Origin of the sequence: Mycobacterium sp. 1165178.9, assembly GCF_001673555.1 — a bacterium.
Classification (GTDB): domain Bacteria; phylum Actinomycetota; class Actinomycetes; order Mycobacteriales; family Mycobacteriaceae; genus Mycobacterium.
On record NZ_LZMB01000145.1, the window covers coordinates 1 to 26,536 of the forward strand.

28 protein-coding genes, 2 pseudogenes and 1 riboswitch are annotated in these 26,536 nt (G+C 67.3%); of the genes and pseudogenes, 16 read left to right on the forward strand and 14 right to left on the reverse strand.

Features of this window, described 5'->3' with window-relative positions:
- Together prrA and A5652_RS06950 are read left to right on the forward strand one after the other, a co-directional pair.
- The coding region (prrA, locus tag A5652_RS06945) for a two-component system response regulator PrrA (RefSeq protein ID WP_067348266.1) at nucleotides 1-607 on the forward strand (607 nt) is incomplete at its 5' end.
- Nucleotides 608-622: 15 nt separating this feature from the next.
- Nucleotides 623-1,960 carry a sensor histidine kinase KdpD gene (locus A5652_RS06950; protein WP_067348269.1) on the forward strand — a complete coding sequence of 446 codons (1,338 nt, stop codon included), beginning with the start codon at nucleotides 623-625 and terminating at the stop codon, nucleotides 1,958-1,960.
- Nucleotides 1,961-1,964: 4 nt separating this feature from the next.
- On the opposite strand, the gene A5652_RS06955 is transcribed toward A5652_RS06950, so the two are convergent.
- From A5652_RS06955 to A5652_RS06960, 3 genes and pseudogenes are all read right to left on the reverse strand, one after another.
- Complete coding sequence (locus A5652_RS06955; RefSeq protein ID WP_067348272.1) at nucleotides 1,965-2,444, reverse strand: hypothetical protein; 480 nt, start codon at nucleotides 2,442-2,444, stop codon at nucleotides 1,965-1,967.
- A 26-nt stretch (nucleotides 2,445-2,470) separates the two neighbouring features.
- Nucleotides 2,471-2,551 (reverse strand): annotated as a pseudogene (locus A5652_RS29105) (hypothetical protein); the annotation flags it as partial.
- A 10-nt stretch (nucleotides 2,552-2,561) separates the two neighbouring features.
- Nucleotides 2,562-3,359, reverse strand: a complete 798-nt coding sequence (locus tag A5652_RS06960; protein WP_232001109.1) for a BON domain-containing protein — start codon at nucleotides 3,357-3,359, stop codon at nucleotides 2,562-2,564.
- 87 nt (nucleotides 3,360-3,446) lie between these two features.
- On the opposite strand from A5652_RS06960, the gene A5652_RS06965 reads away from it, so the two are divergent.
- Entirely contained in the window at nucleotides 3,447-3,710 is a 264-nt protein-coding gene (locus A5652_RS06965) for a DUF2630 family protein (protein ID WP_067348343.1), read from the forward strand.
- The gene (locus A5652_RS06970; RefSeq protein ID WP_067348346.1) at nucleotides 3,707-5,281 is read left to right on the forward strand and encodes an NAD(P)/FAD-dependent oxidoreductase; all 1,575 of its coding nucleotides are present in this window, start codon (nucleotides 3,707-3,709) and stop codon (nucleotides 5,279-5,281) included. Before A5652_RS06965 ends, A5652_RS06970 begins: the two co-directional genes overlap by 4 nt.
- A gap of 37 nt (nucleotides 5,282-5,318) precedes the next feature.
- On the opposite strand, the gene A5652_RS06975 is transcribed toward A5652_RS06970, so the two are convergent.
- Complete coding sequence (locus A5652_RS06975; protein ID WP_067348275.1) at nucleotides 5,319-6,617, reverse strand: citrate synthase; 1,299 nt, start codon at nucleotides 6,615-6,617, stop codon at nucleotides 5,319-5,321.
- 146 nt (nucleotides 6,618-6,763) lie between these two features.
- Nucleotides 6,764-7,393 (reverse strand): pyridoxamine 5'-phosphate oxidase, encoded by a 630-nt coding sequence (gene pdxH, locus A5652_RS06980; protein ID WP_156745197.1) that lies wholly within the window; start codon nucleotides 7,391-7,393, stop codon nucleotides 6,764-6,766.
- Nucleotides 7,394-7,510: 117 nt separating this feature from the next.
- Here pdxH and A5652_RS06985 point away from each other — a divergent pair, with 117 nt between their 5' ends.
- A complete protein-coding gene (locus A5652_RS06985; RefSeq protein ID WP_067348280.1) occupies nucleotides 7,511-8,632 on the forward strand; it encodes a citrate synthase 2 in 1,122 nt (373 codons plus the stop codon).
- A 129-nt stretch (nucleotides 8,633-8,761) separates the two neighbouring features.
- On the forward strand, nucleotides 8,762-9,220 hold the full coding sequence (locus tag A5652_RS06990) for a VOC family protein (protein WP_067348284.1): 459 nt from the start codon (nucleotides 8,762-8,764) through the stop codon (nucleotides 9,218-9,220).
- On the opposite strand, the gene A5652_RS06995 is transcribed toward A5652_RS06990, so the two are convergent.
- The gene (locus A5652_RS06995) at nucleotides 9,217-10,905 is read right to left on the reverse strand and encodes a 4Fe-4S binding protein (RefSeq protein ID WP_067348287.1); all 1,689 of its coding nucleotides are present in this window, start codon (nucleotides 10,903-10,905) and stop codon (nucleotides 9,217-9,219) included. The genes A5652_RS06990 and A5652_RS06995 overlap by 4 nt on opposite strands.
- Nucleotides 10,906-10,922: 17 nt before the next feature.
- On the reverse strand, nucleotides 10,923-11,948 hold the full coding sequence (locus A5652_RS07000; protein WP_067348290.1) for a diiron oxygenase: 1,026 nt from the start codon (nucleotides 11,946-11,948) through the stop codon (nucleotides 10,923-10,925).
- A 246-nt stretch (nucleotides 11,949-12,194) separates the two neighbouring features.
- Between A5652_RS07000 and serC the strand changes: the two genes are divergently transcribed.
- Together serC and sepH are read left to right on the forward strand one after the other, a co-directional pair.
- Nucleotides 12,195-13,313, forward strand: coding sequence for a phosphoserine transaminase (gene serC, locus A5652_RS07005; RefSeq protein WP_067348293.1), 1,119 nt, complete (start codon nucleotides 12,195-12,197; stop codon nucleotides 13,311-13,313).
- A 122-nt stretch (nucleotides 13,314-13,435) separates the two neighbouring features.
- A complete protein-coding gene (sepH, locus tag A5652_RS07010) occupies nucleotides 13,436-14,209 on the forward strand; it encodes a septation protein SepH (RefSeq protein ID WP_067348296.1) in 774 nt (257 codons plus the stop codon).
- Nucleotides 14,210-14,317: 108 nt separating this feature from the next.
- Here sepH and A5652_RS07015 read toward each other — a convergent pair whose 3' ends face one another.
- The 3 genes from A5652_RS07015 to A5652_RS07025 are packed head-to-tail and all read right to left on the reverse strand — an operon-like array spanning nucleotide 14,318 to nucleotide 15,894.
- Complete coding sequence (locus A5652_RS07015) at nucleotides 14,318-14,596, reverse strand: DUF2537 domain-containing protein (protein ID WP_067348299.1); 279 nt, start codon at nucleotides 14,594-14,596, stop codon at nucleotides 14,318-14,320.
- Nucleotides 14,597-14,606: 10 nt separating this feature from the next.
- Nucleotides 14,607-15,440 (reverse strand): RNA methyltransferase, encoded by an 834-nt coding sequence (locus A5652_RS07020; RefSeq protein WP_067348302.1) that lies wholly within the window; start codon nucleotides 15,438-15,440, stop codon nucleotides 14,607-14,609.
- Between the two features lie 22 nt (nucleotides 15,441-15,462).
- On the reverse strand, nucleotides 15,463-15,894 hold the full coding sequence (locus A5652_RS07025; protein WP_067348305.1) for a MarR family transcriptional regulator: 432 nt from the start codon (nucleotides 15,892-15,894) through the stop codon (nucleotides 15,463-15,465).
- A gap of 203 nt (nucleotides 15,895-16,097) precedes the next feature.
- Between A5652_RS07025 and A5652_RS07030 the strand changes: the two genes are divergently transcribed.
- Both A5652_RS07030 and A5652_RS07035 read left to right on the forward strand, forming a co-directional pair.
- A complete protein-coding gene (locus A5652_RS07030; protein WP_067348349.1) occupies nucleotides 16,098-16,373 on the forward strand; it encodes a DUF2530 domain-containing protein in 276 nt (91 codons plus the stop codon).
- A gap of 20 nt (nucleotides 16,374-16,393) precedes the next feature.
- Entirely contained in the window at nucleotides 16,394-16,849 is a 456-nt protein-coding gene (locus A5652_RS07035; protein WP_067348308.1) for an SRPBCC family protein, read from the forward strand.
- 182 nt (nucleotides 16,850-17,031) lie between these two features.
- Here A5652_RS07035 and A5652_RS07040 read toward each other — a convergent pair.
- Nucleotides 17,032-17,844: pseudogene (locus A5652_RS07040) on the reverse strand (DUF3027 domain-containing protein); the annotation flags it as partial.
- 112 nt (nucleotides 17,845-17,956) lie between these two features.
- Between A5652_RS07040 and A5652_RS07045 the strand changes: the two are divergent.
- A complete protein-coding gene (locus A5652_RS07045) occupies nucleotides 17,957-19,600 on the forward strand; it encodes an MFS transporter (RefSeq protein WP_067348314.1) in 1,644 nt (547 codons plus the stop codon).
- Entirely contained in the window at nucleotides 19,597-20,097 is a 501-nt protein-coding gene (locus A5652_RS07050; protein WP_067348318.1) for a DUF2771 domain-containing protein, read from the forward strand. Before A5652_RS07045 ends, A5652_RS07050 begins: the two co-directional genes overlap by 4 nt.
- 17 nt (nucleotides 20,098-20,114) lie before the next feature.
- On the opposite strand, the gene A5652_RS07055 is transcribed toward A5652_RS07050, so the two are convergent.
- From A5652_RS07055 to A5652_RS07065, 3 genes are all read right to left on the reverse strand, one after another.
- Nucleotides 20,115-21,119 carry a glutathione S-transferase family protein gene (locus tag A5652_RS07055; protein ID WP_067348322.1) on the reverse strand — a complete coding sequence of 335 codons (1,005 nt, stop codon included), beginning with the start codon at nucleotides 21,117-21,119 and terminating at the stop codon, nucleotides 20,115-20,117.
- 86 nt (nucleotides 21,120-21,205) lie between these two features.
- Entirely contained in the window at nucleotides 21,206-23,134 is a 1,929-nt protein-coding gene (locus A5652_RS07060; RefSeq protein ID WP_067348325.1) for an acyl-CoA dehydrogenase family protein, read from the reverse strand.
- Nucleotides 23,135-23,289: 155 nt separating this feature from the next.
- Nucleotides 23,290-23,697: a cold-shock protein gene (locus tag A5652_RS07065; protein WP_067348329.1), complete on the reverse strand. Its 408-nt coding sequence runs from the start codon at nucleotides 23,695-23,697 to the stop codon at nucleotides 23,290-23,292.
- 165 nt (nucleotides 23,698-23,862) lie between these two features.
- Here A5652_RS07065 and A5652_RS07070 point away from each other — a divergent pair, with 165 nt between their 5' ends.
- The 4 genes from A5652_RS07070 to A5652_RS07085 form a co-directional block, all read left to right on the forward strand.
- Nucleotides 23,863-24,270, forward strand: a complete 408-nt coding sequence (locus A5652_RS07070) for a YccF domain-containing protein (RefSeq protein WP_067348333.1) — start codon at nucleotides 23,863-23,865, stop codon at nucleotides 24,268-24,270.
- Nucleotides 24,267-25,349, forward strand: coding sequence for a GTP 3',8-cyclase MoaA (gene moaA / locus A5652_RS07075; protein ID WP_067348336.1), 1,083 nt, complete (start codon nucleotides 24,267-24,269; stop codon nucleotides 25,347-25,349). The genes A5652_RS07070 and moaA overlap by 4 nt, the downstream gene beginning before the upstream one ends.
- A gap of 4 nt (nucleotides 25,350-25,353) precedes the next feature.
- The gene (locus tag A5652_RS07080) at nucleotides 25,354-25,632 is read left to right on the forward strand and encodes a MoaD/ThiS family protein (RefSeq protein ID WP_067348339.1); all 279 of its coding nucleotides are present in this window, start codon (nucleotides 25,354-25,356) and stop codon (nucleotides 25,630-25,632) included.
- 207 nt (nucleotides 25,633-25,839) lie between these two features.
- A riboswitch (cyclic di-AMP (ydaO/yuaA leader) is annotated at nucleotides 25,840-26,052 on the forward strand.
- 13 nt (nucleotides 26,053-26,065) lie between these two features.
- Nucleotides 26,066-26,536, forward strand: a 471-nt coding sequence (locus A5652_RS07085) for a transglycosylase family protein (RefSeq protein WP_197513810.1), incomplete at its 3' end; no start/stop codon positions are given.

Consider the following 26,536-nt stretch of genomic DNA (forward strand, 5'->3'; position numbering starts at 1 on the left):
CGAGGTGGCGACGGCGGTCGACGGCGCCGAGGCGTTGCGCAGCGCCACCGAGACGCGCCCGGATGCGATCGTGCTCGACATCAACATGCCGGTGCTGGACGGCGTCAGCGTCGTCACGGCGCTGCGGGCGATGGACAACGACGTCCCCGTCTGCGTGCTGTCCGCCCGCAGCTCGGTCGACGATCGGGTCGCGGGCCTCGAGGCGGGCGCGGACGACTACCTGGTCAAACCCTTCGTGCTGGCCGAGCTGGTCGCGCGGGTCAAAGCGCTGCTGCGCCGCCGCGGCGCCACCGCCACGTCCTCCTCGGAAACCATCACGGTCGGGCCGCTGGAAGTCGATATCCCGGGACGGCGTGCCCGGGTCAATGGCGTCGACGTCGACCTGACCAAGCGGGAGTTCGACCTGCTGGCGGTGCTGGCCGAACACAAGACGGCGGTCTTGTCCCGCGCGCAACTGCTCGAGCTGGTGTGGGGTTACGACTTCGCCGCCGATACCAACGTCGTCGACGTCTTCATCGGATATCTGCGCCGCAAGCTGGAGGCGAACGGTGGCCCCCGGCTGCTGCACACCGTCCGCGGAGTGGGATTCGTACTGCGCATGCAGTAAGCAGGGCGACCGGCAATGAACTTTCTGTCCCGGATTGCGACCCGTACGCCATCGCTACGGGCGCGGGTCGCGGTCGCGACGGCCATCGGCACCGCCATCGTGGTGGTCATCGCGGGTGCGGTCGTGTGGTTCGGCATCACCAGCGCCTGGAAGGAACGACTTGATCGCCGCCTGGATGAGGCGGCCGGCTTCGCCATCCCCTTCCTGCCGCGTGGACTCGGGGACATCCCGCGTACCCCCAACGACCAGGACACCGTCATCACGGTCCGGCGCGAGGGCCAGGTCATGTCCAACTCGCACATCACCCTCCCGCCGCTGGATGTGGGCTATGCCGACACCTACATCAACGGGGTGCGTTACCGGGTGCGGACTCTGGAGGTCCGCACGCCGCAGCCGGCGACGATGGCGGTCGGTGCGACCTATGACGACACGATCGCCCAGACCAACAACCTGCATCGTCGGGTGATCCTGATCTGCGCGCTCTCAATTGGCGCGGCCGGGGTATTCGCTTGGCTCCTGGCGGCTTTCGCGGTGCGACCGTTCAAACGTCTTGCCCAGCAAGCCCGCTCGATCGACGCCGACGAGCGCCCACAGGTTGCGGTGCGCGGCGCCAGCGAGGCCGTCGAGATCGCCGAAGCCATGCGAGGCATGCTGCAGCGCATCTGGACTGAGCAGGACCGGACCAAGGATGCACTCGCGTCGGCCCGTGACTTCGCCGCAGTGTCCTCGCACGAACTGCGTACCCCGTTGACCGCGATGCGGACCAACCTCGAAGTCCTATCCACCCTGGACATGCCCGACGAACAGCGCAAAGAGGTGCTGAGCGACGTCATCCGCACCCAGTCGCGGATCGAGGCCACGTTGACCGCCCTCGAACGGTTGGCCCAGGGCGAACTGTCGACGGCCGACGATCACGTGCCCGTCGACATCACTGAGCTGCTCGACCGCGCGGCCCATGACGCCACCCGGATCTATCCAGGGGTCGACGTTTCGCTGGTGCCATCACCCACCTGCATCATCGTCGGGTTACCGGCCGGGTTGCGGCTCACCGTCGACAACGCGATCGCCAACGCCGTCAAGCATGGCGGCGCCACCAAGGTCCAGCTCTCGGCGGTGAGCTCGCGCGCCGGCGTGGAGATCGCCATTGACGACAACGGCGGCGGCGTGCCCGAAGACGAGCGCGAGGTCGTGTTCGATCGATTTTCTCGGGGATCGACGGCCTCTCATTCCGGATCGGGCCTGGGGTTGGCGCTCGTTGCCCAACAGGCCCAGCTGCACCGTGGCACGGCGGCGCTGGAGAACAGCCCCCTAGGTGGCGCGCGTCTGGTGCTGCGGCTGCCCGGCCCCAGCTAGCGCCCTATCGCCGCCGGGGGTTGTCCGAACTGTCGCGCCAGCGGGTGAAACCCGCTTGTTGCGCGGACTTCTCGTCGGTGAACCAGACCTGGGCGGTGATGGAGTCGTAGACCCGATCGTCGGGAGTGAGGTAAACCTTGCCGTCGGCGCGGGCTTTGACCAAATATCCCGCCGGGCCCCCGCCATCGGCGTCGGCATCGGCGGAGCCCGGACCGTAGGGCGCCCGTGGCGACGCCCGAATCCTGGTGGTCAGCAACCCTTTTGGCGCCCGGATCTTGGTGGTCGGTCGTTCGGTGACCGGAATTCTCGTGGTGCGCTTCTCGGTGACCGGGATCGTGGTTGTCGCGGGCTCCGGCGTCGTCCGCTCGTTCGGTGACTTCGTCACCGGCGCTTGGCTTTTGGCGTCGGGCAGCATCAGAGTGAGCGTCAGAACGAGCCCGAGCCCGAAGGACAGCCCAAAGAGCCACCAGGGCGGGTGGCTCATCGCGCCCCCTTCCCGGCACGGCCTAGCACTGTGGCAATCACCCAGGCAACGACCGAGCCCGCTACGAAGGCGAGCAGGTACCACAACCATTGGATGACGAAGTCCACGTCGATCTCCCTAGCTGATTACGATTTCGACCCGAAACCCCGCGACGGTTTGCGCGCGCTCCTCACTGAATGGAACGTTCAGGCTTGCGTTGCCGGTGCTGTCGGCGTACCCGTTGATGGTCGCGTGCGCGTTCGGGCAGGCCTTGAGTTGGTCGGCGATGCGAGTCAGGACCTGCTCGCCGGACGCGGTCAGGCTGCCGAGGTTCGATTCGAAGGTGAGCGCGCCTTCGGTCAGGGTATTGATCGCCGGTTGCAGGGTGGCACACGACGCGGCGGCGGTGGGCGCCGACGACGCTGCCGGTGCGTTAACGGCAAGGTTGTCAACGACATTCAGATTGGACCAGATCCGCTTTGCATCCGCGGCGACGGTGTTCCTCTGGTCGGGCGATGCCGCGGTCCCCGCCAGCGTGATGGTGTCTCCGCTCACCGCGACAGCGAAATCGGCGATCGACGCGCTGTCGGAGAAAATTGGCTTGGCCTTGGCGAAATCGAGTGCGTCGACGGCGGGATCGATGCGGATCTCGTTGACGATGTTGACGCCGGGGCCCAATGCGTCCTTGAGCACCTTCAGCAACGTCCCTCGGGCGGACTCGTCGGGGAAGACTCCGGTCAGGCTGACCCTGTTGCCGTTGCGGGTCATGGAGAACGCCGCCAGCGAAATCTTCGGCCCAGCAGCGCTGGTCGAAGGCGCCGACGATACGCGACCGGACGGGGGTCGCGCCGACGTTTCGTATCCGATTACGGCCATCAGAAGCGGAATGACCACCAGGGCGATCAGCCACGGCGCGCCGAGCCGCTTGATGCTCACGACCGCCCTCCCTCAAGTCATCCGCCCGTTGCCAGGCGATATGCAGCCTACCGATTCACTGCCGACCGAGTCGGGCACACTGGAGCGATGGCCAACGGCAGTAAACCGACCGACAATGACACGCTGGCAGTGATTCGTGACCTGGTCGCCGAGGAGAAAGCGCTGCGGGCCCAACTGCAGCGCGGGGACATCGACACGTCGGAAGAGCATGACCGCCTCCGGCGGGTCGAGGTGGAACTCGACCAGTGCTGGGACCTGCTGCGGCAGCGCCGAGCGCTACGCGACACCGGCGGCGACCCGCGGGAGGCGGAGGTGCGCCCGCCCGACGAGGTCGAGGGCTACCTGAGCTGAGCGACCAGGCGAGCCAAGTCGACGCCGTAGTTATCGGAGGCGGCCACAACGGCCTCGTTGCGGCCGCCTATCTGGCCCGCGCGGGCCTGCGGGTGCGCGTGCTGGAACGGCTCGACCACACCGGGGGCGCCGCCGTCTCGACGCAACCGTTCGACGGTGTCGACGTTCGGGTATCGCGCTACTCCTATCTGGTCAGCCTGCTGCCCGCACGAATCGTGCATGATCTCGGCGCCGACGTGCGGTTGGCCCGGCGAGCGTTTTCGTCGTACACACCCGACCCCGCGACCGGCGGGTGCAGCGGGCTGCTGATCGGGTCGGACGCTGACACCTTTGCCGGCATCGGGGCGGGCGGCGACGCGCAGGGATTCGCCGACTTCTACCGACGCTGCCGGCTGGTGACCGAACGACTGTGGCCGACATTGCTCGAACCGCTGCGCACCCGCGAGGACGCCCGCCGGTGGGTGGTGACAGCCGGTGATCGCCGCGCGGAGACCGGGTGGCAGACGGTGATTGAGGATCCGATCGGACATGCCATCGCCGACGCGGTGCGCAACGACGTGGTGCGCGGGGTGATCGCAACCGACGCACTGATCGGCACGTTCGCCCGCCTCGATGACGCTTCGCTGGCGCAGAACGTCTGCTTCCTGTATCACGTGCTCGGCGGTGGCACCGGAGACTGGGACGTCCCGATCGGCGGCATGGGCGCGGTGACCACGGCCCTGGCCGCGGCGGCGGTCGGCCACGGGGCCGAAATCACTACCGGTGCAGACGTTTACGCAGTCGACCCCAGCGGCGAGGTTTGCTATCGCGCCGCGGACGACGAGCACCGGATCCGGGCGCGGTTCATTCTCGCCGGCGTCACGCCGACGGTCCTGGCCGGTCTTCTCGGTGAACGACCGGCCCCTCCGGCCCAGGGTGCGCAGGTCAAGGTCAACATGGTCCTGCGGAGGCTGCCCCGGCTGCGCGATGAGAATGTGAGACCCGAGCACGCATTCGCCGGGACCTTCCACGTCAACGAAACCTGGACCCAGTTGGACGCGGCGTATTCGAGCGCAGCCGCCGGGCAGATCCCGAATCCGCTGCCCTGCGAAGCCTATTGCCACTCGCTGGCCGACCCGAGCATCCTGTCGGCCGAGCTCCGCGACTCGGGCGCCCATACGATGACGGTTTTCGGCCTGCACACCCCGCACTCGCTGTTCGACGGCACCTATTCCGGCGCCCTACGCGACCGACTGACCGACGCCGTGTTGGCTTCGCTGAATTCCGTTCTGGCCGAACCGATTCAAGACGTTCTGATGAGGGACGCGCACGGCCGGCCCTGCATCGAGACGACGACAACGCTGGACTTGCACCGCAGCTTGGGAATGACGGCGGGCAACATCTTCCACGGTGGCCTGTCGTGGCCGTTCGCCGAAGACGACGACCGGCTGGACACCCCGGCACGGCAATGGGGCGTGGCCACCGCGCACCAACGGATCATGCTGTGCGGCTCCGGCGCACGCCGGGGCGGGGCGGTGTCGGGCATCGGCGGGCACAACGCCGCGATGGCGGTGCTGGCCTCGCTCAGATAGCGGATGCGATTGCCGCGATTGCGGACCCGCTTACTTGTTACTTGCGCACGTCGATGGTGACGTAGTCGCGCTCGGTGTAGCCGGTGTAGATCTGGCGCGGGCGCCCGATCTTGCTGTCGCCCTCGTCGTGCATCTCGCGCCAGTGCGCGATCCACCCGGGCAGCCGCCCCAGCGCGAACAGAACGGTGAACATCCGGGTCGGGAAGCCCAGGGCCCGGTAGATCAGGCCGGTGTAGAAGTCGACGTTGGGGTAGAGCTTGCGCTCGACGAAGTAGTCGTCGGTGAGTGCCGCCTCTTCGAGTTCCTTTGCGATGCTGAGCAGGTCGTCGTCGCCGCCGAGCTTGGCCAGGATCTTGTCGGCCTGCTCCTTGACGATGCGGGCCCGCGGGTCGTAGTTCTTGTAAACCCGGTGACCGAAGCCCATCAGCTTCACGCCTTCTTCGCGGTTCTTGACCTTACGCACGAATTCGCTGACGTCGTCGTCGCTTTGGCGGATCTTTTCGAGCATCTCGAGCACCGCCTGGTTGGCGCCACCATGCAGCGGACCCCACAGCGCGTTGATGCCACCGGAAATGGAGGTGAACAGGTTGGCCTGCGACGACCCCACCAGCCGGACCGTCGACGTCGAACAGTTCTGCTCGTGGTCGGCGTGCAGGATGAGCAGCATGTCCAGCGCGCGAACGATTTCGGGATCCGCCTGATAGGGCTCAGCGGGCAGCCCGAACGTCATGCGCAGGAAGTTCTCCACCAGCGACAGCGAGTTGTCCGGGTAGAGGAAGGGCTGGCCCACCGACTTCTTGTAGGCGTAAGCCGCGATGGTCGGCAGCTTGGCCAGCAACCGGATCGTCGACAGCTCGACGTCCTCGCTGTCCATCGGGTCGAGCGAATCGGGGTAGTAGGCCGAGAGCGCGTTGACGGCACTGGACAACACCGGCATGGGGTGGGCGTTGCGCGGGAAGCCGTCGAAGAATCGCTTGAGATCTTCGTGCAGCATGGTGTGCAGCTGGATCTGCTTGGTGAAGTCGGCCAGCTGCTCCTTGCTGGGCAGCTCGCCGTAGATCAAGAGGTAGCTCACCTCGATGAAGGTCGACTTCTCGGCGAGCTGCTCGATCGGGATGCCGCGGTAGCGCAGGATGCCGGCGTCGCCGTCGATGTAAGTGATGGAACTCTTGCACGCGGAGGTGTTGACGAAGCCGTTGTCGAACGTCGTGTAGCCGGTCTTGGACAACAGCGAGCCCAGCGCAATGCCGTCAGCGCCCTCGGTGGCGTTGACGATCTGCAGGTCGGTCTCGCCGCCCGGGTACTTCAAAGTGGCGGTGTCGTCGGTGTCTGCCACGAGAACCCCTTCGCGCTCTGGCTGAATGGCTGCTGACTTGGTGCTTACTGCAAAAGGTAGTCGTTATGAGGATAAGGCGCCTGGCCGGGGTCGAGTCTGCTGGTCACGCCAGCAATCGTGTCCGGTACGACGCCGCGCAACGCGGGCTAGGGCTGCAGGCGCTCCACCCGGTCACCGGTGATACGGATGCGGTTGTGCAGTCGGTTTTCCCGCCCCTGCCAGAACTCAACCAGCTCGGGAGCAATGAGATAGCCACCCCAGTTCGGCGGGACCGGGACCGGCTCGCGGTCGGCGAAGCGGGCGGTCGCCTCGCTCAGCTGGTCGAGCAGGGCCGCTCGCGAGGTGATGGGTTGCGATTGGTGCGACGCCCAGGCGCCCAGCTGGGACCCGCGCGGCCGCTTGGACCAGTAGTCCTCGGTGACCTGCGGGCTGACTTTGCTGACCGGCCCGCGGATGTGGACCTGACGGCCGAGCTGGTACCAGGGAAATGTGGCCGAGGCGTGCGCCGTCGCCGCGAGATCGTCGGCCTTGGCCGAGTCATAGTTGGTGAAGAAAGTGATTCCGGTCTCGTCCACGCTCTTGCACAACACCGATCGGCTCGCCGCCCTGCCGTCGGCGGTGACGGTAGCCAGCACGAACGCGTTGGGTTCGGCGACGCCCGACCGCTCGGCGTCGTCGATCCATTTGCGCAACAACGAAACCCAGCCGTCACTGAGCCAATCCGCGTCGAGATCTGGACTACCGTCTTTTTCCACTGACCCGTACTCCACACGCATTCGTTGCAGGTGCTCTTTTCCTGGTTCGGGGTCTGGTCCTGCCATCGCGTCAACGCTACCGGCGCTTGCTACCGGCCGGTAGCGTCAGCCCGATCAGGGGGTGCGAGAATTTTCGGTATGACTGCGGTCCCCGAAGACTTCGTCCCCGGCCTCGAGGGCGTGGTCGCCTTCACCACCGAAATCGCCGAACCGGATAAAGACGGCGGTGCGCTGCGCTATCGCGGCGTCGACATCGAAGACCTGGTGAGCCAGCAGGTCACCTTCGGCGACGTGTGGGCGCTGCTGGTCGACGGCAAATTCGGCCGCGGGCTGCCGCCCGCCGAGCCGTTCCCGCTGCCCATCCACACCGGCGACGTCCGCGTCGACGTGCAGGCGGGCTTGGCCATGCTCGCCCCGATCTGGGGGTACAAGCCGCTGCTGGACACCGAGGAGACCGTCGCCCGCGACCAGCTGGCCCGAGCGTCGGTGATGGCGCTGTCCTACGTCGCGCAGTCCGCACGCGGCATCTACCAGCCGGCCGTCCCGCAGCGGATCATCGACGAATGCGACACGGTCACCGCCCGTTTCATGACGCGGTGGCAGGGTGAGCCGGACCCACGGCACGTCGAAGCGATTGACGCCTACTGGGTCTCAGCCGCCGAGCACGGCATGAACGCCTCGACGTTCACCGCACGGGTGATCGCCTCGACCGGCGCCGACGTGGCGGCGGCGTTGTCCGGGGCTATCGGCGCGATGAGCGGCCCGCTGCACGGCGGGGCGCCGGCGCGGGTGCTGCCGATGATCGAAGAGGTCGAGCGCACCGGCGACGCGCGTGGCCTGGTGAAGAAGATCCTGGACAGCGGCGACAAGTTGATGGGCTTCGGGCACCGGGTCTACCGCGCGGAGGACCCGCGGGCCCGGGTGCTGCGCGCTACCGCCGAACGGCTGGGCGCGCCACGCCACGAGGTGGCCGTCGCGCTCGAGCAGGCCGCGCTGGCGGAGCTGCGCGAGCGCCGTCCGGACCGGGCGATCGAGACCAACGTCGAGTTCTGGGCCGCGGTGATGCTGGACTTCGCCCGAGTGCCGGCCAACATGATGCCCGCGATGTTCACCTGCGGCCGTACCGCGGGGTGGTGCGCCCACATCCTCGAGCAGAAGCGGCTGGGCAAGCTGGTCCGGCCGTCGGCCATCTACGTTGGCCCGAGCCCGCGCAGCCCCGAAACCGTCGAGGGCTGGGACCGCAGTCTCACCAACGCCTGAGCCGCTTGGTTGTCGGTACCCGGCGATCTAATGGTTGGCGTCGCGATGAGTTTTCGTCGCCGACGCAGTCATAAATCGTGGACTTGCCCGTCCCCCGGGCAGGAACGGGAACCGACAAGGAGAAGCAGCATGGCGATCAACATCGAACCGGCACTGTCCCCGCACCTGGTGGTCGACGATGCCGCCGCGGCAATCGATTTCTACGTCAAGGCTTTTGGGGCAGAGGAAATAGGGCGCGTGCCGCGCCCCGACGGCGAATTGGTGCATGCAGCTGTGCGCATCAACGGCTTCACGGTGATGCTCAACGACGACTTCCCCGAAGTGTGCGGGGGTAAATCGATGACGCCGACGTCGCTGGGCGGCACCCCCGTCACGATCCACCTGACGGTCACCGACGTCGACGCCAGCTTCCAGCGCGCGCTGGATGCGGGTGCAACCGTGGTGACCCCGCTGGACGACCAGTTCTGGGGCGACCGCTACGGCATGGTGGCCGACCCATTCGGCCACCACTGGTCATTGGGGCAGCCAGTCCGCGAGGTCAGCATGGATGAGATCTCGGCGGCGATGTCCGGGCAGGGAGCCGGCTAGCCGAACAGCCGATCCAGCAGCCGGCGTCGCGGTGGTGGCGCCGGCTCTGCGGCGGCTGCCACCGCGAGCATGGCGGAGATGTCGGTGAACTTGTTGCGGGGCCGCCCCTCATCGCTGCCGCGCGCGACCTCGGCGGCGTCGATGGCGCGCCATCCCGCCGCGTCGATCGCGTCGGGCTGACGCGCGCGCACCAGGCTGGCCAGCGCCTCGGGCTTGCCGACCGGATCGGTCAGCTTGCCGGCGTTGAAATCGGCGACCAGCGACTGCACGGTCTCGAACGAGCAGGACTTGTTGGTGCCGATGAAGCCACTGGGTCCCCGCTTGATCCAGCCCGCGACGTATGCGCCGGGCACCGGTTCACCCGAGGCGGGCTCGACGACGCGGCCTCCGTCGTTCGGCACGACGGCCGACGATTCGTCATAGGGAAGATCGCGAATCGGCTTGCCGCGGTAGCCAATCGACGTCAGTACCAGGCCCGTTTCCTCAATGCGCGTCTCGTCGGTGCCGGTGACCGTGAACTCCACACCGGTGGCGCGTTGCTCGCCCAGTACGCGGTTCGGGGTGAGCCGGTAAGCGAGCCTGATCCTCGGGCGCGATGACGGCGTCGAGTCGTCGCCGAGTGTGCTCAAGATTTCCAGCTTGCGCTTGGTCAACGCGTCCGAAGCGGTCGCGAGATCGGCCGCCACCAGCTGATGGTCGGCCGTGCTGACCACCACCTCGGAGCTGCCGGTGAGCCCGATCAGCTCGGGCAGCGTGAACGCCGACTGCGCGGGGCCGCGCCGCGCGGCGATCACCACCTCGCGCACCGCCGAGCCCCGGAAGGCCGCCAGCGCGTGGTCGGCGATGTCGGTGCGGGCCAGGTCGTCGGGATCCGCGGTCAGCACCCGGGCAACATCGAGGGCGACGTTGCCGTTGCCGACCATCACCACCCGCTCGTGGCTGAGGTCGACTGGCAGATCGGCGAAGTCGGGATGCCCATTGATCCACGCGACCAGTTCGGTCGCGGTGCCGGTACCCGGCAGGCCCATGCCCTCGATGTCCAGCCGGCGGTCATCGGGCGCCCCGACGGCGTACAGCACGGCGTGGTGGTGGACCAGCAGGTCCGCATGGCTCAGCTGCTTGCCGACCTCGACGTTGAGATAGAACCGAAACCGGCGATCACCGGCGACTCTGTCGAAAAGACGGGTGACCCGCTTGGTGTTCTGATGATCGGGCGCCACTCCGGCCCGCACCAAACCATAAGGCGTGGGCAGCTTTTCGAAGACGTTGACGCAGACGCGCTGCTGGGTCAGCAGCTCGTCGGCGGCATACATCGCCGCGGGCCCCGATCCGACGATCGCCACGGTCAGCGGCCTTCGGCGGGCGTGCACCTCGGCCGCCGGGATCACCGGGGCCAGCTTCGACGTCGGCGGCAGCTTCTCGTCCTTCGGCCGGTCCGGATAGAAGGAGGCGTTGATCTCGATGAAAGGCAGCTGCTTGGAGTCCAGCCGGGTGTCGGGTGCGATCGCGCCGACGGGGCATGCGCTCACGCAGGCACCGCAGTCCACGCACGCCACCGGATCGATGTAGAGCATTTCCGACGTGGCGAAGCCGGGCTCGTCCGGTGACGGGTGAATGCAATTCACCGGGCACGCGAAAACGCAGGACCCGTCGTTACAGCACGACTGGGTAATAACGTGCGGCATAAAGGATCTCGCAGTTATTAGGCGGCCGGGACCGCGGCCAGGTGCTGGCGCTGCGGCTCGCTGCGGTAACGCGACGGCTTGCCGTTGATTTTGCACAACCGCCACATCAACCGCGCCGAGCGCGTCTCCATCAGGCCCGTGTCATAAGCCAGCATCCGCACGTCACCGAACATGTCGCTGAGCCACTTACGCGATTCCGGCGAGCGGAAGAACAGTTCCTTCTTTACGTCACGCGGGATGTCGAACTCGCGCCAGAACGCCTTGGGCGGCACCACGATTGCGCGGCAGAGTGCCTTCATGGTCAACGGCAGGTACAGCGCGGTCCAGAATCGCTGCCTCTTGGTCAATTCCGGCACCCGCTTGCGCAGGAACTCGTGGGCGAACGAGATGTGGCGGGCCTCCTCGGCCACGTGAATAGCCATCACCCGCTCCATGATCGGGTGCAGCGACTTGCCTTCGCGCAGAACGTTTTTCTGGGTGTGGTCGATGGGCTCCTCGCCGGCCAGCACGCCGATGAAGAACGCCACCGGCAGCGGCCCGGCGACCAGCGGAACCAAAGGCGAAAGCCACTTGAGAACCCGCGGCATGCCCGGCACGTCGGCGCCGATGCGGTTCACCATCTCCTGGAACATCATCGTGTGGTTGCACTCTTCAACCGACTCGTGCAGGCAGTACCGGTACTCCGGCGAGCCGTTGGGCACCCAGAAGGTGTAGTTCATCAGCCCGCGGATCAGGATGGATTCGAAGTGCAGTCCCACCTTGGCCACGTTGGCCTGGCGCCACATCCCGATCTTGATCTTGCGCTCGTCCGGCTGCGCGAGATACCACGGGTGACGCCCCAGCGGGTCGGTCTCCGGCAAAATCCACCGCGGATCGTTTTCGGTGACGGCGAATTCCGGCGAATCCCAGTCGATGTCGGTGTACGGATTGAAGTTGCGCCGCACCGACCCCTCGGACAGTGTGGCAAGCATGTTGACGTATTCGGCGTCGTCGCGCACTTCCATTTTGCTGCGCCAACGCCGGACCAATCGCGTCCTAGCCATATCCAGGCCTCCCCAACGAGGTTTACATTTGGACGTGCTGTGTCCAGACAGTACCGCAGGTACCGGATATTCTCTAGACCCCTTCCAGGCAGTGTGACCTGACCGGTGGTCATGAATTTTTTATGCCCTAGATCACATATGACCAAACGTTCTGCCGCGCCCGAACAGGCGTTTTGACCCGGTGTCAGGGGCCGGCGGGCGGCCCGCCGCACCGACCCGCCAGGTCAGCTCACTACCCTGAGGAGCATGGCTGACCAGCTCGAGATCCCCGCTGACATCAAACCCCGTGACGGCCGCTTCGGCTGTGGCCCGTCAAAGGTCCGGCCCGAACAGCTGCAGGCGCTGAGCACGACCGCCGCCCCGTTGTTCGGCACCTCGCATCGGCAGGCGCCGGTCAAGAACCTCGTCGGTCGGCTGCGGTCCGGGCTTGCCGATCTGTTTTCCGTGCCCGAGGGCTACGAGGTGATTCTGGGCAACGGCGGCGCCACCGCGTTCTGGGATGCCGCGGCCTTCGGCCTGATCGACAAGCGTTCGTTGCATCTGTCCTTCGGCGAGTTCAGCTCCAAGTTCGCCTCCGCGGTCGCCAAAAACCCGTTCATCGGCGATCCCGTCGTCATCAAGGCGGACGCAGGCAGCGCCCCCGAGCCGCAGAGCGACCCCTCGGTGGACGTCATCGCCTGGGCGCACAACGAGACGTCCACCGGCGTCGCGGTGCCCATCGGCCGGCCGGCAGATTCCGGCGACGCACTGATCGTCATCGACGCGACCTCGGGCGCCGGCGGGCTGCCCGTCGACATCGCCGAGACCGACGCCTACTACTTCTCTCCGCAGAAGAATTTCGCCAGCGACGGCGGCCTGTGGCTGGCCATCATGAGTCCGGCGGCGCTCGCCCGCGTCGAGTCCGTCGCCGCCTCCGGCCGCTGGGTTCCCGACTTCCTGTCGCTGCCGATCGCGGTGGAGAACAGCCTGAAGGACCAGACGTACAACACCCCGGCGGTCGGCACCCTGGCGCTGATGGCCGAGCAGGTCGACTGGATGCTGGGCAACGGCGGGCTGGACTGGGCCGTCAAACGCACCGCGGACTCGTCGGGCCGGCTGTACTCCTGGGCCGAGGAGCGGTCCTACACCACGCCATTCGTCAGCGACCCGAAGCTGCGCTCGCAGGTGGTGGGCACGATCGACTTCGCCGACGAGGTCGACGCCGCGGCCGTGGCGAAGATTCTGCGGGCCAACGGCGTCGTCGACACCGAGCCGTACCGCAAACTCGGCCGCAACCAGCTTCGGGTGGGGATGTTCCCAGCGGTGGAGCCCGACGACGTCAGCGCACTCACCCAATGCATCGATTGGGTCGTCGAGCGCCTGTAACCGACTGGCAATCAGGGCGCAACCGCACAGCGTGTCAGCACAGGTGATGGGCGGTTGCTGGACTACAGTGCGCACGTGACGGGTCCGTCGCTGACCTGCTCGGAGCCTGCGAGGAGATAACCATGCGGGAACTCAAAGTGGTTGGGCTGGATGCCGACAGCAAATATGTCATCTGCGAGGGTGACGAACCCGCGGAGCAGTTCAAGCTGGCGGCCGACGACCGCCTGCGAGCGCTGCTCCGTGACGCAGCCCTGTGCACTGAGCAACCGCAGCTCGAGATTGAAGTCACCAACATGCTGAGCCCCAAAGAAATTCAGGCAAAGATTCGCGCGGGCGCCTCCGTCGAGCAGGTCGCCGCGGCGTCCGGCTCGGAGGTGTCGCGCATTCGCCGCTTCGCCCACCCGGTGCTGTTGGAACGGTTCCGCGCCGCGGAGCTGGCAACCGCCGCCCACCCGATGCTGGCGGATGGTCCCGCCGTGTTGACCCTGCTGGAGACGGTCAGCGCCGCGCTGGTGACCCGGGGCCTCAGCCACGACAAACTCAGCTGGGACGCCTGGCGCAACGAAGACAACCGCTGGACGGTGCAGCTCGCGTGGAAGGTCGGCCGTTCCGACAACCTCGCGCATTTCTGCTTCTCCCCCGGCGCCCACGGCGGAACGGTCACCGCCATCGACGACGCGGCCACCGCGCTGATCGACCCCAGCTTCGAACTTCCGCTTCGCCCGCTGGCCCGGGTGGCCCACGTCGACTTCGAAGAGCCCGCGAAGCCGCCCGTCGCGGAACCGCCGGTGGCCGCGGAACCCGAGGAAAAGCCCGTGCACACTCGCCGGGGCAAGCCGGTCATTCCGGCGTGGGAAGACGTGTTGCTCGGGGTGCGCTCGGGCGGACAGCGCTAGGGCCGACGGTGGCGACCCGCTTCACCCGGCTATGCCGCGCTCGCGATCGCCACTAGGGCCGACGGTGGCGACCCGCTTCACCCGGCTATGCCGCGCTCGCGATCGCCACTAGCCGCGACCCGCGGCCGTCAACGCGAGCAGCACCACCCAGGCTCCGACGACGCCCACCGCCGCACCCAGCACGAACCAGCGCAGCACCGGGGTGCGCCGCCATCCCCACAAGGTCGGTGCCAGCCCCCCCGCGGCCACGATATTGAGGCCGACGGCCAGCAGTGCGTGCACCCGAAGCAGCCCAAGGCTGAGCACCACGATCGCGGCGGCCGTGACCGCGGCAACGAATGCCGTCACCGTCAAACCCGTTGCCCACGGGACGGATTCGTCTCTCATCAGCCGGAGCCTAGTCTGACTGTCCATCGCCGCCTCTCGTGGTCGACCGGGCCCGCTCGTAGAACGCCAACGCCGCCGCCGTCGCGACGTTGAGCGAGTCGGTGCCCCGCGACATCGGGATGCGCACCCGCACGTCGCTCAACCGCAGGGCGGCCGGCGTCAGCCCGGGCCCCTCGGCGCCCACCAACACCGCGACGCGTTGGTCGCGCGCGGCCGCCATCGCGTCCGGCAAGGCGCAAGCAGCGCCCTGCGGGGTCATGGCAATAAGTCGAAAACCGTTGTCCTGCAGACTTTTTAGGTCGGCGGGCCAACAGCTTGCCCGCGCGAAAGGCACCAGCAGCGCGTGGCCCATCGACACCCGGACCGCGCGGCGATACAACGGGTCGGCGCAGCCGCTGCCGAATACCACCGCGTCGACGCCGAGGCCCGCCGCGTTGCGGAAGATCGAGCCCAGGTTCTCGTGATCGTTGACTCCTTCGAGCACCGCGACGGTGCGGGCCCCCGCGATCACCTCGGCAACGCCGGGTTCGGGCACCCGCCGGGCGGCGGCCAGCACGCCGCGGTTGAGGTGGAACCCGACCACTCGGGCCATGACGTCCGCGGAGGTCCGGTAGAACGGCACGTCACTGCCGGCCAGGTCATCTTCGAGCTCGGTGAGCCGGCGGTGGGTGCCCAGCAGGGCGTGCGGGCGGAAACGTGACGCGAGCATGCGCTGCACCACCAGCACACCCTCGGCGATCACCAAACCCTTGCCGGACGGCAGATCTGGACGACGGTCGACGCTGTTCAGGTCGCGGAAATCGTCGAGCCTCGGATCGTCGGGGTCGTCAACGTCGGTGATCATTCGCCGGCTTCGGTGGTGTGGCTCACGGGCCTTCGTCGACCAGGGCCAGCATCAGATCGGCCGCGTTGCGCAGGGTGTCGCGTTGTTCGGTGTCGAGCGTCGCCAGCCGCTTGGCCAGCCACTCCTGGCGGGCGCGGCGGTTTGCCTTGACCAGCTCGGCCCCAGACTCGGAGACCGACACGAGCACTTGCCGGCCATCGACCGGGTGTGGCGTGCGGTCCACCAGGCCCATCTCCGCCAGCGACGCGATCACCCGGGTCATCGACGGCGGCCGGACCCGCTCGCGAATCGCCAGGGCGCCGGGCGTCATCGGGCCTTCGTTGGTCAGCATCGCCAGCGCCGACAGCTGGGACAACGACACCGGAGACGACGGATTGCGAAACCGAAGTTGGCGGGCCAGCCGCATAACTGCCAGTGACAGGTCGCTGGCCAGCCGCGCATCGCTGTCAGGCATGGCGCGAGGTTACACGGCAGGCTGACAAACCGGGACACGAACCCGCGAACGACGGGCCGTTGATCCGTTGGGCTGAGCGGCGACAATTTCATCGAAACGCTTATCCGCCCGCGTATCCCGCTCCACTCCGTGGATTTCGATCATCCGTCTCGGCACGTGGGTGCGCCGTCCGCGAACACCGGCGGCGGGTTATGTTGATCGCGATGTCTGCCGAACCCGGTCGTAACCGCACGGCACCGCCGCTGCCGGCTGCGTTGCTGCGCGCGTGGCCGTTCATCACGCTCGGGGCGGTGGGTTGGCTGATCGCGGTGGGCGCCGCTTTCCTGGTGCCCTCCCTGCAGAGCTGGCGTCCGGTGGCCCTGGCCGGGTTGGGCGTGGGCGCGCTCGGCACCAGCATCTTCTTGCTGCAGCTCGCCGCGGCCCGTCGCGGTGCGCGCGGTGCCCAGGCCGGGCTGGAGAATTTTCTCGACCACAAGTGATTCGCAGACCTGGAGGAGCGATGGTAGCCCCGCTGTTGCAAGCGCGTGTCGATATCGACGCACCGGTGGCCACGGTGTGGGAGTTGGTCTCCGATCTGCGGCGAATGCCGCAGTGGAGTCCGCAGTGCCGGTGGATGAAGCCCTTCGGCCCACTGCGTCAGGGCACCCGGACCCTCAACCTCAACCGCCGCAAACGGATGTTCTGGCCGACCACCTGCACGGTCGTCGAGATCGTCCCCGACCGCAAGCTCGCGTTCCGCGTCGACACCAACAACACCATCTGGACCTATGAGCTCGAGCCCAGCGGCGAGGGAACGCGGCTGATCGAGAGCCGGCACGCCGAAAACGGCGTCACCGCATTTTCGAATCTGTCGGTGAATGTCCTCTTCGGCGGGACCACCAAATTCGAAAGCGAATTGCTCGACGGCATGAACGCCTCGCTGGCGCGCATCAAGGCCGCCGCCGAAACCGGCTAGTCGGGCGTCTCGTCTCGCGGCTGTCCGGACTCCGGCGTCTCGGCCACGGGCTCGACTGCCGACCCTTCGGTCTGCGTGCCGGTTTCCGCCGCTTCGCCCGGCGTCTCGGGCTGGGGCTGCCCGGCCTCGGGCTCCGCCTGTACTTCTGCGGGCTCGGACGACTCCGACGGCGGCGCGGACGGCTCGACCGGCGCCTGCGTGACGTCCAACAGGCCATCGTCGTACGGCTCGTAGGCCGGCGAGCCGGTGCCCGCGGGGGCGGGAGTGTCCGAGTGGGCACCGCAGCCATACAGCTTGTCGACGATGTGCCCGTCGGCCGACAATTCGTTGCCGCACACCCCGAACAGCGCACCCAGGGAACCCGACAGCGGCAGGAAGAAGCCGCAGTCGCGGCACACCCGCTTGGTGGATCGCGCCATCGGGGAGTCGGGGCCGTAGTCGCCGGTGCGCCAGCGTTCGGCCGCCTCCGAGCGGCCCTCGGCGCTCATCACCCAACGACGGCCTAGCCCGATTTCCGCGGCGGTCTCATCGACCTGGGGATCCCCACTGGCGGTGTAGCCGGGAACCAAGCGAGGATCGTCGGCGGCGGGCGCCAAGAGGTCTCCGGGGCTCAGGTCCCCCGGCCGCACCCGTTGGTCCCACGGCACCCATTCGGGCGCCAATAGTGCCGTCGGCCCCGGCACCAGCACCACTTCGCTGATGGTGGCGTGCTCAGCCCCCGGATAGGCGGCCACCACGACCGCCCATTGCCACCCCTGGTAGCCGGGTAAATGCGCCAGGAACCGGTGGGTGGCGGTGTTCGGGTCTTCGTAGCCGGCGCCCAGATAGTCGCCGACCATCTCCGGCCCGCTGAACTCCACCGCGGCGGCCCTGGCCTGGTCTGCCGCGCCGGTGAGCACCGTCGCCAACCCCTCGGGCCAGTCGCCCACGGTCGCCACGGCGTAGTCCATGGTGGGCTCCTCGATGGGTCGCGTCACGCTGTCTTCTGTCTGCATTGCGTTTCCAATACTAGGTTGACGAGCCACACCCCGTTGCCTGCAGACGCATGCAGTCGGCGTAGGGGAGAATCGGAACGTGTCTGGAAGGCGGCAAAACAATCCCGGCCGAGTGGCCCCTCAGCCGGGCCGCCGGCCCCGCAAGAACCCTGCCTCCCAGCATCCGGGCGCGGCGAATTACCCCGCCGACGGCGCCGCCGATCGGCGCACCCGCCGCCCGTCGCCGATGCCGAGCGCCAACCGCTATTTGCCCCCACTGGACCATCAGCCGGAGCCGGAACGCAACAGTGGCGGGGCACCTCGTGCGACCGGCGAGCGGATCACCGTCACCCGCGCCGCGGCATTGCGCAGCCGCGAGATGGGTTCGCGGATGTACTGGATGGTGCAGCGCGCCGCGACCGCCGACGGCGCCGACAAGTCAGGTCTGACGGCGCTGACGTGGCCCGTGGTGGCCAACTTTGCGGTGGACGCCGCGATGGCCGTCGCACTGGCCAACACGTTGTTCTTCGCCGCGGCAACCGGCGAGAGCAAGGGCCGGGTCGCCCTGTACCTGTTGATCACCATCGCACCGTTCGCGGTCATCGCGCCGCTGATCGGTCCGGCGCTGGACCGGCTGCAGCACGGCCGCCGCGTCGCCCTGGCCGCGTCGTTCGCCCTCCGCACCGCGTTGGCCGTGCTGCTGGTCATGAACTATGACGGCGCGAGCGGCAGTTTCCCGTCGTGGGTGCTCTATCCGTGCGCACTCGCGATGATGGTGTTCTCGAAGTCGTTCAGCGTGCTGCGCAGCGCGGTGACACCGCGGGTGATGCCGCCGACCATCGACCTGGTGCGGGTGAACGCCCGGCTGACCATGTTCGGTCTGCTGGGCGGCACGATCGTCGGCGGTGCGATTGCCGGTGGCGTCGAGTTCGTCTGTACCCACCTGTTCAAGCTGCCCGGCGCCTTGTTCGTGGTGATCGCGGTGACGGTCGCCGGCGCCCTGCTGGCCATGCGGATACCGCGCTGGGTCGAGGTGACCACCGGCGAGGTTCCCGCCACATTGAGCTATCGCCAGGACAGTGAACCGCTGCGGCGCCGCTGGCACAAGGAGGTCAGCGGGGCACTGCGACAGCCGTTGGGCCGCAACATCATCACATCGCTGTGGGGTAACTGCACCATCAAGGTCATGGTGGGGTTTCTGTTCCTTTATCCCGCGTTCGTCGCCAAAGCCCATCAGGCCAGTGGCTGGGCCCAGGTCGCGATGCTGGGGATGATCGGCGCCGCGGCAGGGATCGGCAATTTCGTCGGCAACTTCACCAGTGCGCGCCTGAAGCTGGGGCGGCCCGCCGTGCTGGTGGTGCGCTGCACGGTGGCGGTGAGCGCGGTCGCGCTGGCCGCCGCGGTGGCCGGCAACCTGGTGCTGGCGGTGATCGCCACCCTGGTCACGTCGGGGGCCAGCGCCATCGCGAAGGCGTCCCTGGACGCGTCGCTGCAGAACGACCTGCCGGAGGAATCCCGCGCATCGGGCTTCGGGCGTTCGGAGTCCACACTGCAGTTGGCCTGGGTCCTCGGCGGCGCGCTGGGGGTGTTGGTGTACACCGAGCTGTGGGTCGGTTTCACCGCGGTCACTGCGCTGCTCATTCTGGGTCTGGCGCAGACACTGGTCAGCTTCCGCGGCAACTCACTGATTCCCGGCCTGGGAGGAAATAGGCCAATCATGGTCGAGCAGGCAGGCAAGCGCCGCGGTGTCGGCGCTCCGGCGGTGGTTGCCGAGTGAAACCCAAAAGCAAGCGGGGCGTGGCCGTGCTGCTCGCCTGCCTGGTGGCGGTGCTCTGCGTCGGAGCCGGCGTCGGCGCCTGGTTGCTGGTCGGCCGCTCAGGACCGCGCCACCCCGAGATCAGCGCGTTTTCTCACGGTCACCTGATCCGGGTGGGGCCCTACCTGTACTGCAACGTGCTCAACCTCGAAGACTGCGAGACGCCGCAGAACCAGGGCGAGCTGAAGGTCAGCGAGCGTTACCCGATTCAGCTCTCGGTGCCCGATGCTATTTACCGGGCACCCTGGCGGCTGCTGCAGGTATACGACGACCCCACCAACACGACCAGCACCATCTTCCGGCCGGCCACCCGGTTCGCCGTGACCATCCCGCCGGTCGACCCGCAGCGCGGGCGTCTGGCCGGCATCGTCGTGCAGTTGCTGACGCTGGCGGTGGATCCCGCGGGCGAGCTGCGCGACGTGCCGCACGCGGAATGGTCCGTGCGGCTGACGTTCTGAGGACTTGCCGCCACGAACTAGGCGCCGTGCCCGGCGGGCACGCGTTCGCCTTCGATCGGCGGCCCCGGCGGCGTTCCCATCCCGAACGGCGTGCCGCCCAGGCTTTCTCGCCCGTGTGGGGACAGCCAGCCGGCCAGGTCCGGACCCTTGGGCACGATCCGGGTCGGATTGATGTCGGCGTGCACGATGTAGTAGTGCTGTTTGATCTGGACGAAGTCGACGGTGTCACCGAACCCCGGGGTCTGGAACAGGTCGCGGGCATAGGCCCACAGCACCGGCATTTCCCTCAATTTGCTGCGATTGCATTTGAAATGCCCGTGATACACCGGGTCGAAGCGGGCCAGGGTGGTGAACAACCGCACGTCGGCCTCGGTGATGGTGTCGCCCACCAGGAATCGCTGATTGCTCAACCGTTCGCTGACCCAATCCAGCGCGCTGAACAACCGGTCGTAGGCCGCTTCGTAGGCTTCCTGCGAACCGGCGAACCCGCACCGGTACACACCGTTGTTGATCTCGGTGTAGACCTTCTTGCTCACCCCGTCGATCTCGTCGCGCAGCTGTTCGGGATACAGCTCGGGCGCGCCGTCGCGGTGGTATGCCGACCATTCGGTCGAAAAATCCAGGGTCATCTGCGCGAAGTCGTTGGTGACCACCTCGCCGGTTCCGACGTCGACGATCGCCGGGACCGTGATGCCTTTGGGATAGTCCGGGAAACGCTTGAAGTAGGCGTCCTGCAGCCGCGGGATCTTCAGCACCGGGTCGATCCCGCCCGGATCGAGATCGAACGTCCAACTCCGCTCGTCGTGGGTCGGTCCGCAAAAGCCAATGGAGAGAACACTTTCGAGGCCCAGTAGGCGACGCACGATGATCGCGCGGTTCGCCCACGGGCACGCCCGGGCGACGACAAGCCGATACCGCCCGGGCTCGACCGGATAGCCGTCGCGCCCATCGGCGGTGATACGGGTGGTGATGTAGTTGGTGTCGCGGGTGAATTCGCCCGCCGGAGCAATATAGGAAGCCATATCTCCCATAGTCGCTCAACGTCGATTCATTGCCGAGCGATCCCCGCGATTTCGGGTAGGAGCGACTCCGCTTTCGACCCTGCGTCTCAGGGGGGGAGAAATCTCCGAGCCAAGTTGGTCTCGGTCGAGGCACCCTCGTCCCACTCAGCGATCCACGGACCGGTGCCCTCCGACTGATCGATGACCCCGTCCTCGAGCCAGCTGTAGCGTCCCTGAAGCAGGTTGCGGGTGAGCTCGACATCGCTGTCGTCGGTGTTGTCCCACAAGGCGTGGAACAGCGCCTCCACCCGCAAGGCCGCTTGCTGGCAGAATGTTTCGGCGAGCTCGTACGCCTGCTGACCAACCGCCGCATCGGCGGCGCGTTGCGACTCCGCCCGCACGCAGGCCGCGGACATCGCGAACAGTTCGGCACCGATATCGACGACGCGTCCGAGGAAGCCCTGCCGCTGCTCCAGTTTGGCTTGCCAACGTGCCATCCCGTAGAAGGTGTTGCGTGCCAGCTTGCGGCTGGAGCGTTCGATGAACCGGAGGTGTGACGCCAGCGGACCGAACTCATGGTAGGCCCGCGGCCGCTGCCCTTCACCGAAAACCAGCTGCGGCAACCACTTTGCGTAGAATCCGCTCGCCCCGACGGCCGCGGCGGCCTTCTGCCGCAACCCGGTGTCGGGCTTGGCGAGGTCACCGGCCGCGGCGAGGTGGGCATCGACCGCTTCGCGCGCGATGAGCAGCCTCATGATCTCGCTGGATCCTTCGAAGATGCGATTGATCCGCAGGTCCCGCACCGCCTGCTCGACGGGCACCGCGCGTTCGCCGCGCGCGGCCAGCGACTCCGCCGTCTCGTACCCCCGCCCGCCCCGAATCTGCATAACCTCATCGGCGATCAGGCAGGCCATCTCGCTGGACCATAACTTCGCCAACGCCGCCTCGATGCGGATGTCGTTGCGGCCCTCATCGGCCATTTGGGCGGACAGCTCGAGCACCGCGTCAAGCGCGTAGTTGGTCGCGGCGATGAACGAGAGCTTGCGTGCCACCGCCTCGTGTTCGGCTAATGGTTTGCCCCACTGCACGCGCTCACCGGACCATTCGCGCGCTATCTTCAGCGCCCACTTCGATGAGCCCGTCGCGCTGGCGGGAATCGACAATCGTCCGGCGTTGAGCGTGGTCAGCGCGATCTTCAAGCCGTCGCCTTCCCGGCCGATCAGGTTTTCGCTCGGGACCCGCACCTTGTGCAGCCTGGTCACACCGTTCTCGATGCCACGCAGTCCCATGAATTTGTTGCGTCGCTCCACGGTGATGCCGGGCGAATCGGCCTCGATGACAAAGGCGCTGATGCCGCCTCGATGTCCGTCGCCCCTGGGCACCCGGGCCATCACCACCAGCAACTCTGCGACCACGCCGTTGGTGGTCCACAACTTCACGCCATCGAGTTCGTAGGCCTTCCCGTCCTCGACCGGTACGGCCGTCGAGGCCAGGCGTGCCGGGTCGGAGCCGACATCGGGTTCGGTGAGCAGAAAAGCTGATATGGCCCCAGCGGCGCACCGCGGCAAGAACTTCCGTTTCTGCTCCGGCGTCCCGGCGAGCTTGAGCGGCTCGGGTACTCCGATCGACTGATGAGCCGACAGCAATGCGCCGAGGCTGGGATGAACGCTCGTCACCATCATCAAGGCTCGGTTGTAGGCGACTTGCGACATATTCAGCCCGCCGTAATCGGACGGAATTTTCATCCCGAAACAGCCCAGATCGGCCAGACCCTTCACGTATTCATCGGGAATTTGCGCATCGCGTTCGATGACGCTGCCATCCACGGTGTCCAGAAAATCTCGTAGCCGGTCGAGAAACGCACGGGTGCGGGCGTCGTCCGCCTCCGATGGTGTGGGGAACGGGTGAATCAACTCCAGCGAAAACCGACCCAGGAACAACTCTTTGGCGAAAGACGGTTTTTCCCAACCTGTTTCGCGTGATTCCTCAGCGAGAGCTCTCGCTTCCTGTTCGGTGACCTGCGTCTGCTGCGCCATCACAGCCTCCTTGCTCGATGACTGTCGTGGGCTGTGAATACCCCGGTGTACACGTCGCCACCCTCCGTCGGCTGTAGACGGTGATTTCTAGTCGGCCAAGCGCCACCGGCCGACTGGCGTGGCCCCGACGCAGGCACCGCCAGCCTACGTCGAGGTCAGGAGTCGAGCTCGCGGGCGACGGCCTTGACCACCTCGGAAACCCGGCGGGCGGTCTTGCGGTCCGGGTAGCGACCCTTGCGCAACTCGGGCTGCACTGCGCTTTCCAGCAGCGTGATCATGTCCTCGACCATGCCGTGCAGCTCGTCGGGGCTGTGCTTGTGTTCGGCGGGCACCTCGCGACGCGCCTTGGTCAGGCTGGGCGGCGGCTCAATCAGTTTGAGGCTCAACGCTTGCGGTCCGCGCCGTCCGGAGGCGATGCCGAACTCGACACGCTGGCCCGCCTTGAGGCCCTCGACCCCAGCGGGCAACGCCGACGAGCGAACGTACACGTCTTCGCCGTCCTCTTGCGACAGGAAGCCGAAGCCCTTGTCAGCGTCGTACCACTTCACCTTGCCCGTCGGCACTGGTCTCACCTGCTTGTCTAACGAATCAACGGAAATAGGCAACAAAATATGCGTCCCGCCTGCGCAGGACGCCGTATTAGGAGTCTGATCCTACTCGGAAGCCCATATAACGAGCACCCCCGTTATTGGGCACTCGGTACGCTTGGTAACAACCGCGGAGGAGATATGCGCCTGATCCTTAACGTCATCTGGCTGGTCTTCGGCGGCCTCTGGATGGCCGTCGGCTACCTGGCGGCGGCGATCGTCAGCTTCGTGCTCATCATCACCATTCCGTTCGGCTTCGCGTCGCTGCGCATCGCCTCCTACGCGCTGTGGCCGTTCGGCCGCACGATCGTCGACAAACCGACCGCGGGGTCGGGCGCCCTGGTCGGAAACGTAATCTGGGTGGTGCTGTTCGGCGTGTGGCTGGCGATCGGTCATCTGGTTAGCGCGGCGGCTATGGCGCTCACGATCGTCGGCCTCCCGTTGGCGCTGGCCAACCTGAAACTGATTCCGGTGTCATTGATGCCGCTGGGCAAGCAGATCGTTCCGGTCAGCTCGCCGACCCACTACGCGCCGCCGGCGGCCGCATGACCCTGACCACGCTGGGGGTTCCGTCGGTGCCGCGCCGCGATGACGGCCCGGCCGTTCCCGCCGATGCGCCAACTACCGGTCCGCTGGTGGACACCTATGGGCGGGTCGCCACCGATCTACGGGTCTCGCTGACCGACCGCTGCAACCTGCGGTGCAGTTATTGCATGCCGGCGGAAGGCCTGAACTGGCTGCCGGGCGAACAATTGCTGGGTGCCCACGAGCTGGCCAGGCTGATGCGCATCGCGGTCACTCGGCTCGGGGTGACCAGCGTGCGGTTCACGGGCGGCGAACCCCTGCTGGCGCGCCACCTCGAAGAGGTGGTCGCCGAGGCAGCCGCCCTGCGGCCCCGCCCCGAGATCTCGCTGACCACCAACGGTGTCGGGCTGGCGCGGCGCGCCGCCGGGCTCGCCGCGGCCGGCCTGGACCGCGTCAACGTCTCGCTCGACAGCGTGGATCGCCAGCATTTCGCGGCCATCACCCGTCGCGACCGGCTCGCCGACGTACTCGACGGCCTGGCCGCAGCCAGCGAGGCCGGCCTGACACCAGTGAAGGTGAACGCTGTGCTGGATCCCGGCACCGGCCGCGAGGATGTGGTGGGGCTGTTGCGGTTCTGCCTCGAGCACGGCTACCAGTTGCGCGTCATCGAGCAGATGCCGCTGGATGCCGGGCACCAATGGCGACGGGACGCGGCGCTGGGCGCCGACGATGTGCTGGCCGCACTGCGCCCGCACTTTCGGCTGCGGCCCGACCCGGCCCCGCGGGGATCGGCCCCCGCCGAGCTCTGGTTGGTCGATACCGGCCCGGGCACGCCGAGCGGCAAGTTCGGGGTCATCGCATCGGTATCGCACGCCTTCTGCGGCGCGTGTGACCGCACCCGCTTGACGGCCGACGGCCAGATCCGCAGCTGCCTGTTCGCCGAACAGGAGACCGACCTGCGCGGGCTGCTGCGCGGCGGTGCGCCCGACGACGCGATCGAGGCGGCGTGGCGCACCGCGATGTGGGGCAAGCCCGCCGGTCACGGCATCAACGACCCGAACTTCATCCAGCCCGACCGCCCGATGAGCGCGATCGGTGGCTAGTCGCATGGGACAGACCCCTGTCCAAGCCAACGGAATCCACGTGACGGTGCGCTACTTCGCGGCCGCGCGAGCGGCCGCGGGCGTCGACTCGGAGTCGGTGGTGCTGCGACCCGGCACCTCGGTCGGCGAGCCGCTCGACGAGCTCGCCGACCGAGGGTCTCGACTGGCCACCGTGTTGACCCGATGCTCGTACCTGCGCGACGGAATCGCCGTGCGCGACGAGACCACACTGTTGCAACCCGGTGACACGATCGATGTCCTGCCGCCATTTTCCGGCGGCTGAAACTGTGACATATCTCACGTAACGGAACGATAACGGCGCGATCACGCTCCGATATCGTGCGTTGCGACCTGCGCAAACACTATGTGTTCCTGCCGTTTTCGCGAATGGCTGAGAGGGAAACGCCGGGTGTCGCTCAACGTGACGAGACCAACAGAAACGGTTAACGTCTCCGAAGGCTCGCCAGCCATCCCGATTGGCGGACCTCCCCTCCCTATCGCGCCGAGCTCCATCCAATAGGCGGGGGCCTCCGAACTACATGGATGGAGACGGGGGACCCACCGGTCCACCGTGATCGGATTGGGGCCGCTCGCGGCTCCTAGGGGTGAAGTCGACGTCGTCTCGTTTGAGACCACGCCGGCCGGGTGGCCTCTCCAACCCGAACCCGACAGCTGACCTCGCAGGCGCGTGACGAGAGAGGAATACATCGGCGCGTATGAGTGGACGTCACCGTAAGCCCAGCAGTTCGAACATCAGCGTCGCCAAGATCGCCTTCACCGGCGCGGTTCTTGGTGGCGGCAGCATCGCCCTTGCCGGCCAAGCGGCCGCAGCCACCGACGGTGAATGGGATCAGGTAGCCCGTTGCGAATCCGGCGGTAACTGGGGCATCAATACCGGCAATGGCTACCACGGTGGCGTGCAGTTCAGCGCGAGCACCTGGGCCTCACACGGCGGTGGCCAGTACGCACCGTCGGCCGAACTCGCCAGCAGGGAACAGCAGATCGCCGTCGCCGAGCGGGTGCTTGCCACCCAGGGTCGCGGCGCCTGGCCCGTGTGTGGCGGCCCCCTGTCGGGTCCCAGCCAGCGCGACGTGCCGGCTCCGGCCAGCCTGGATGCGCCCGGCATCAACGGCGCCCCGGCACCGCTGGCCCCGCCGGCGGACGGCGCGGCGGGCTCAGCCCGGACG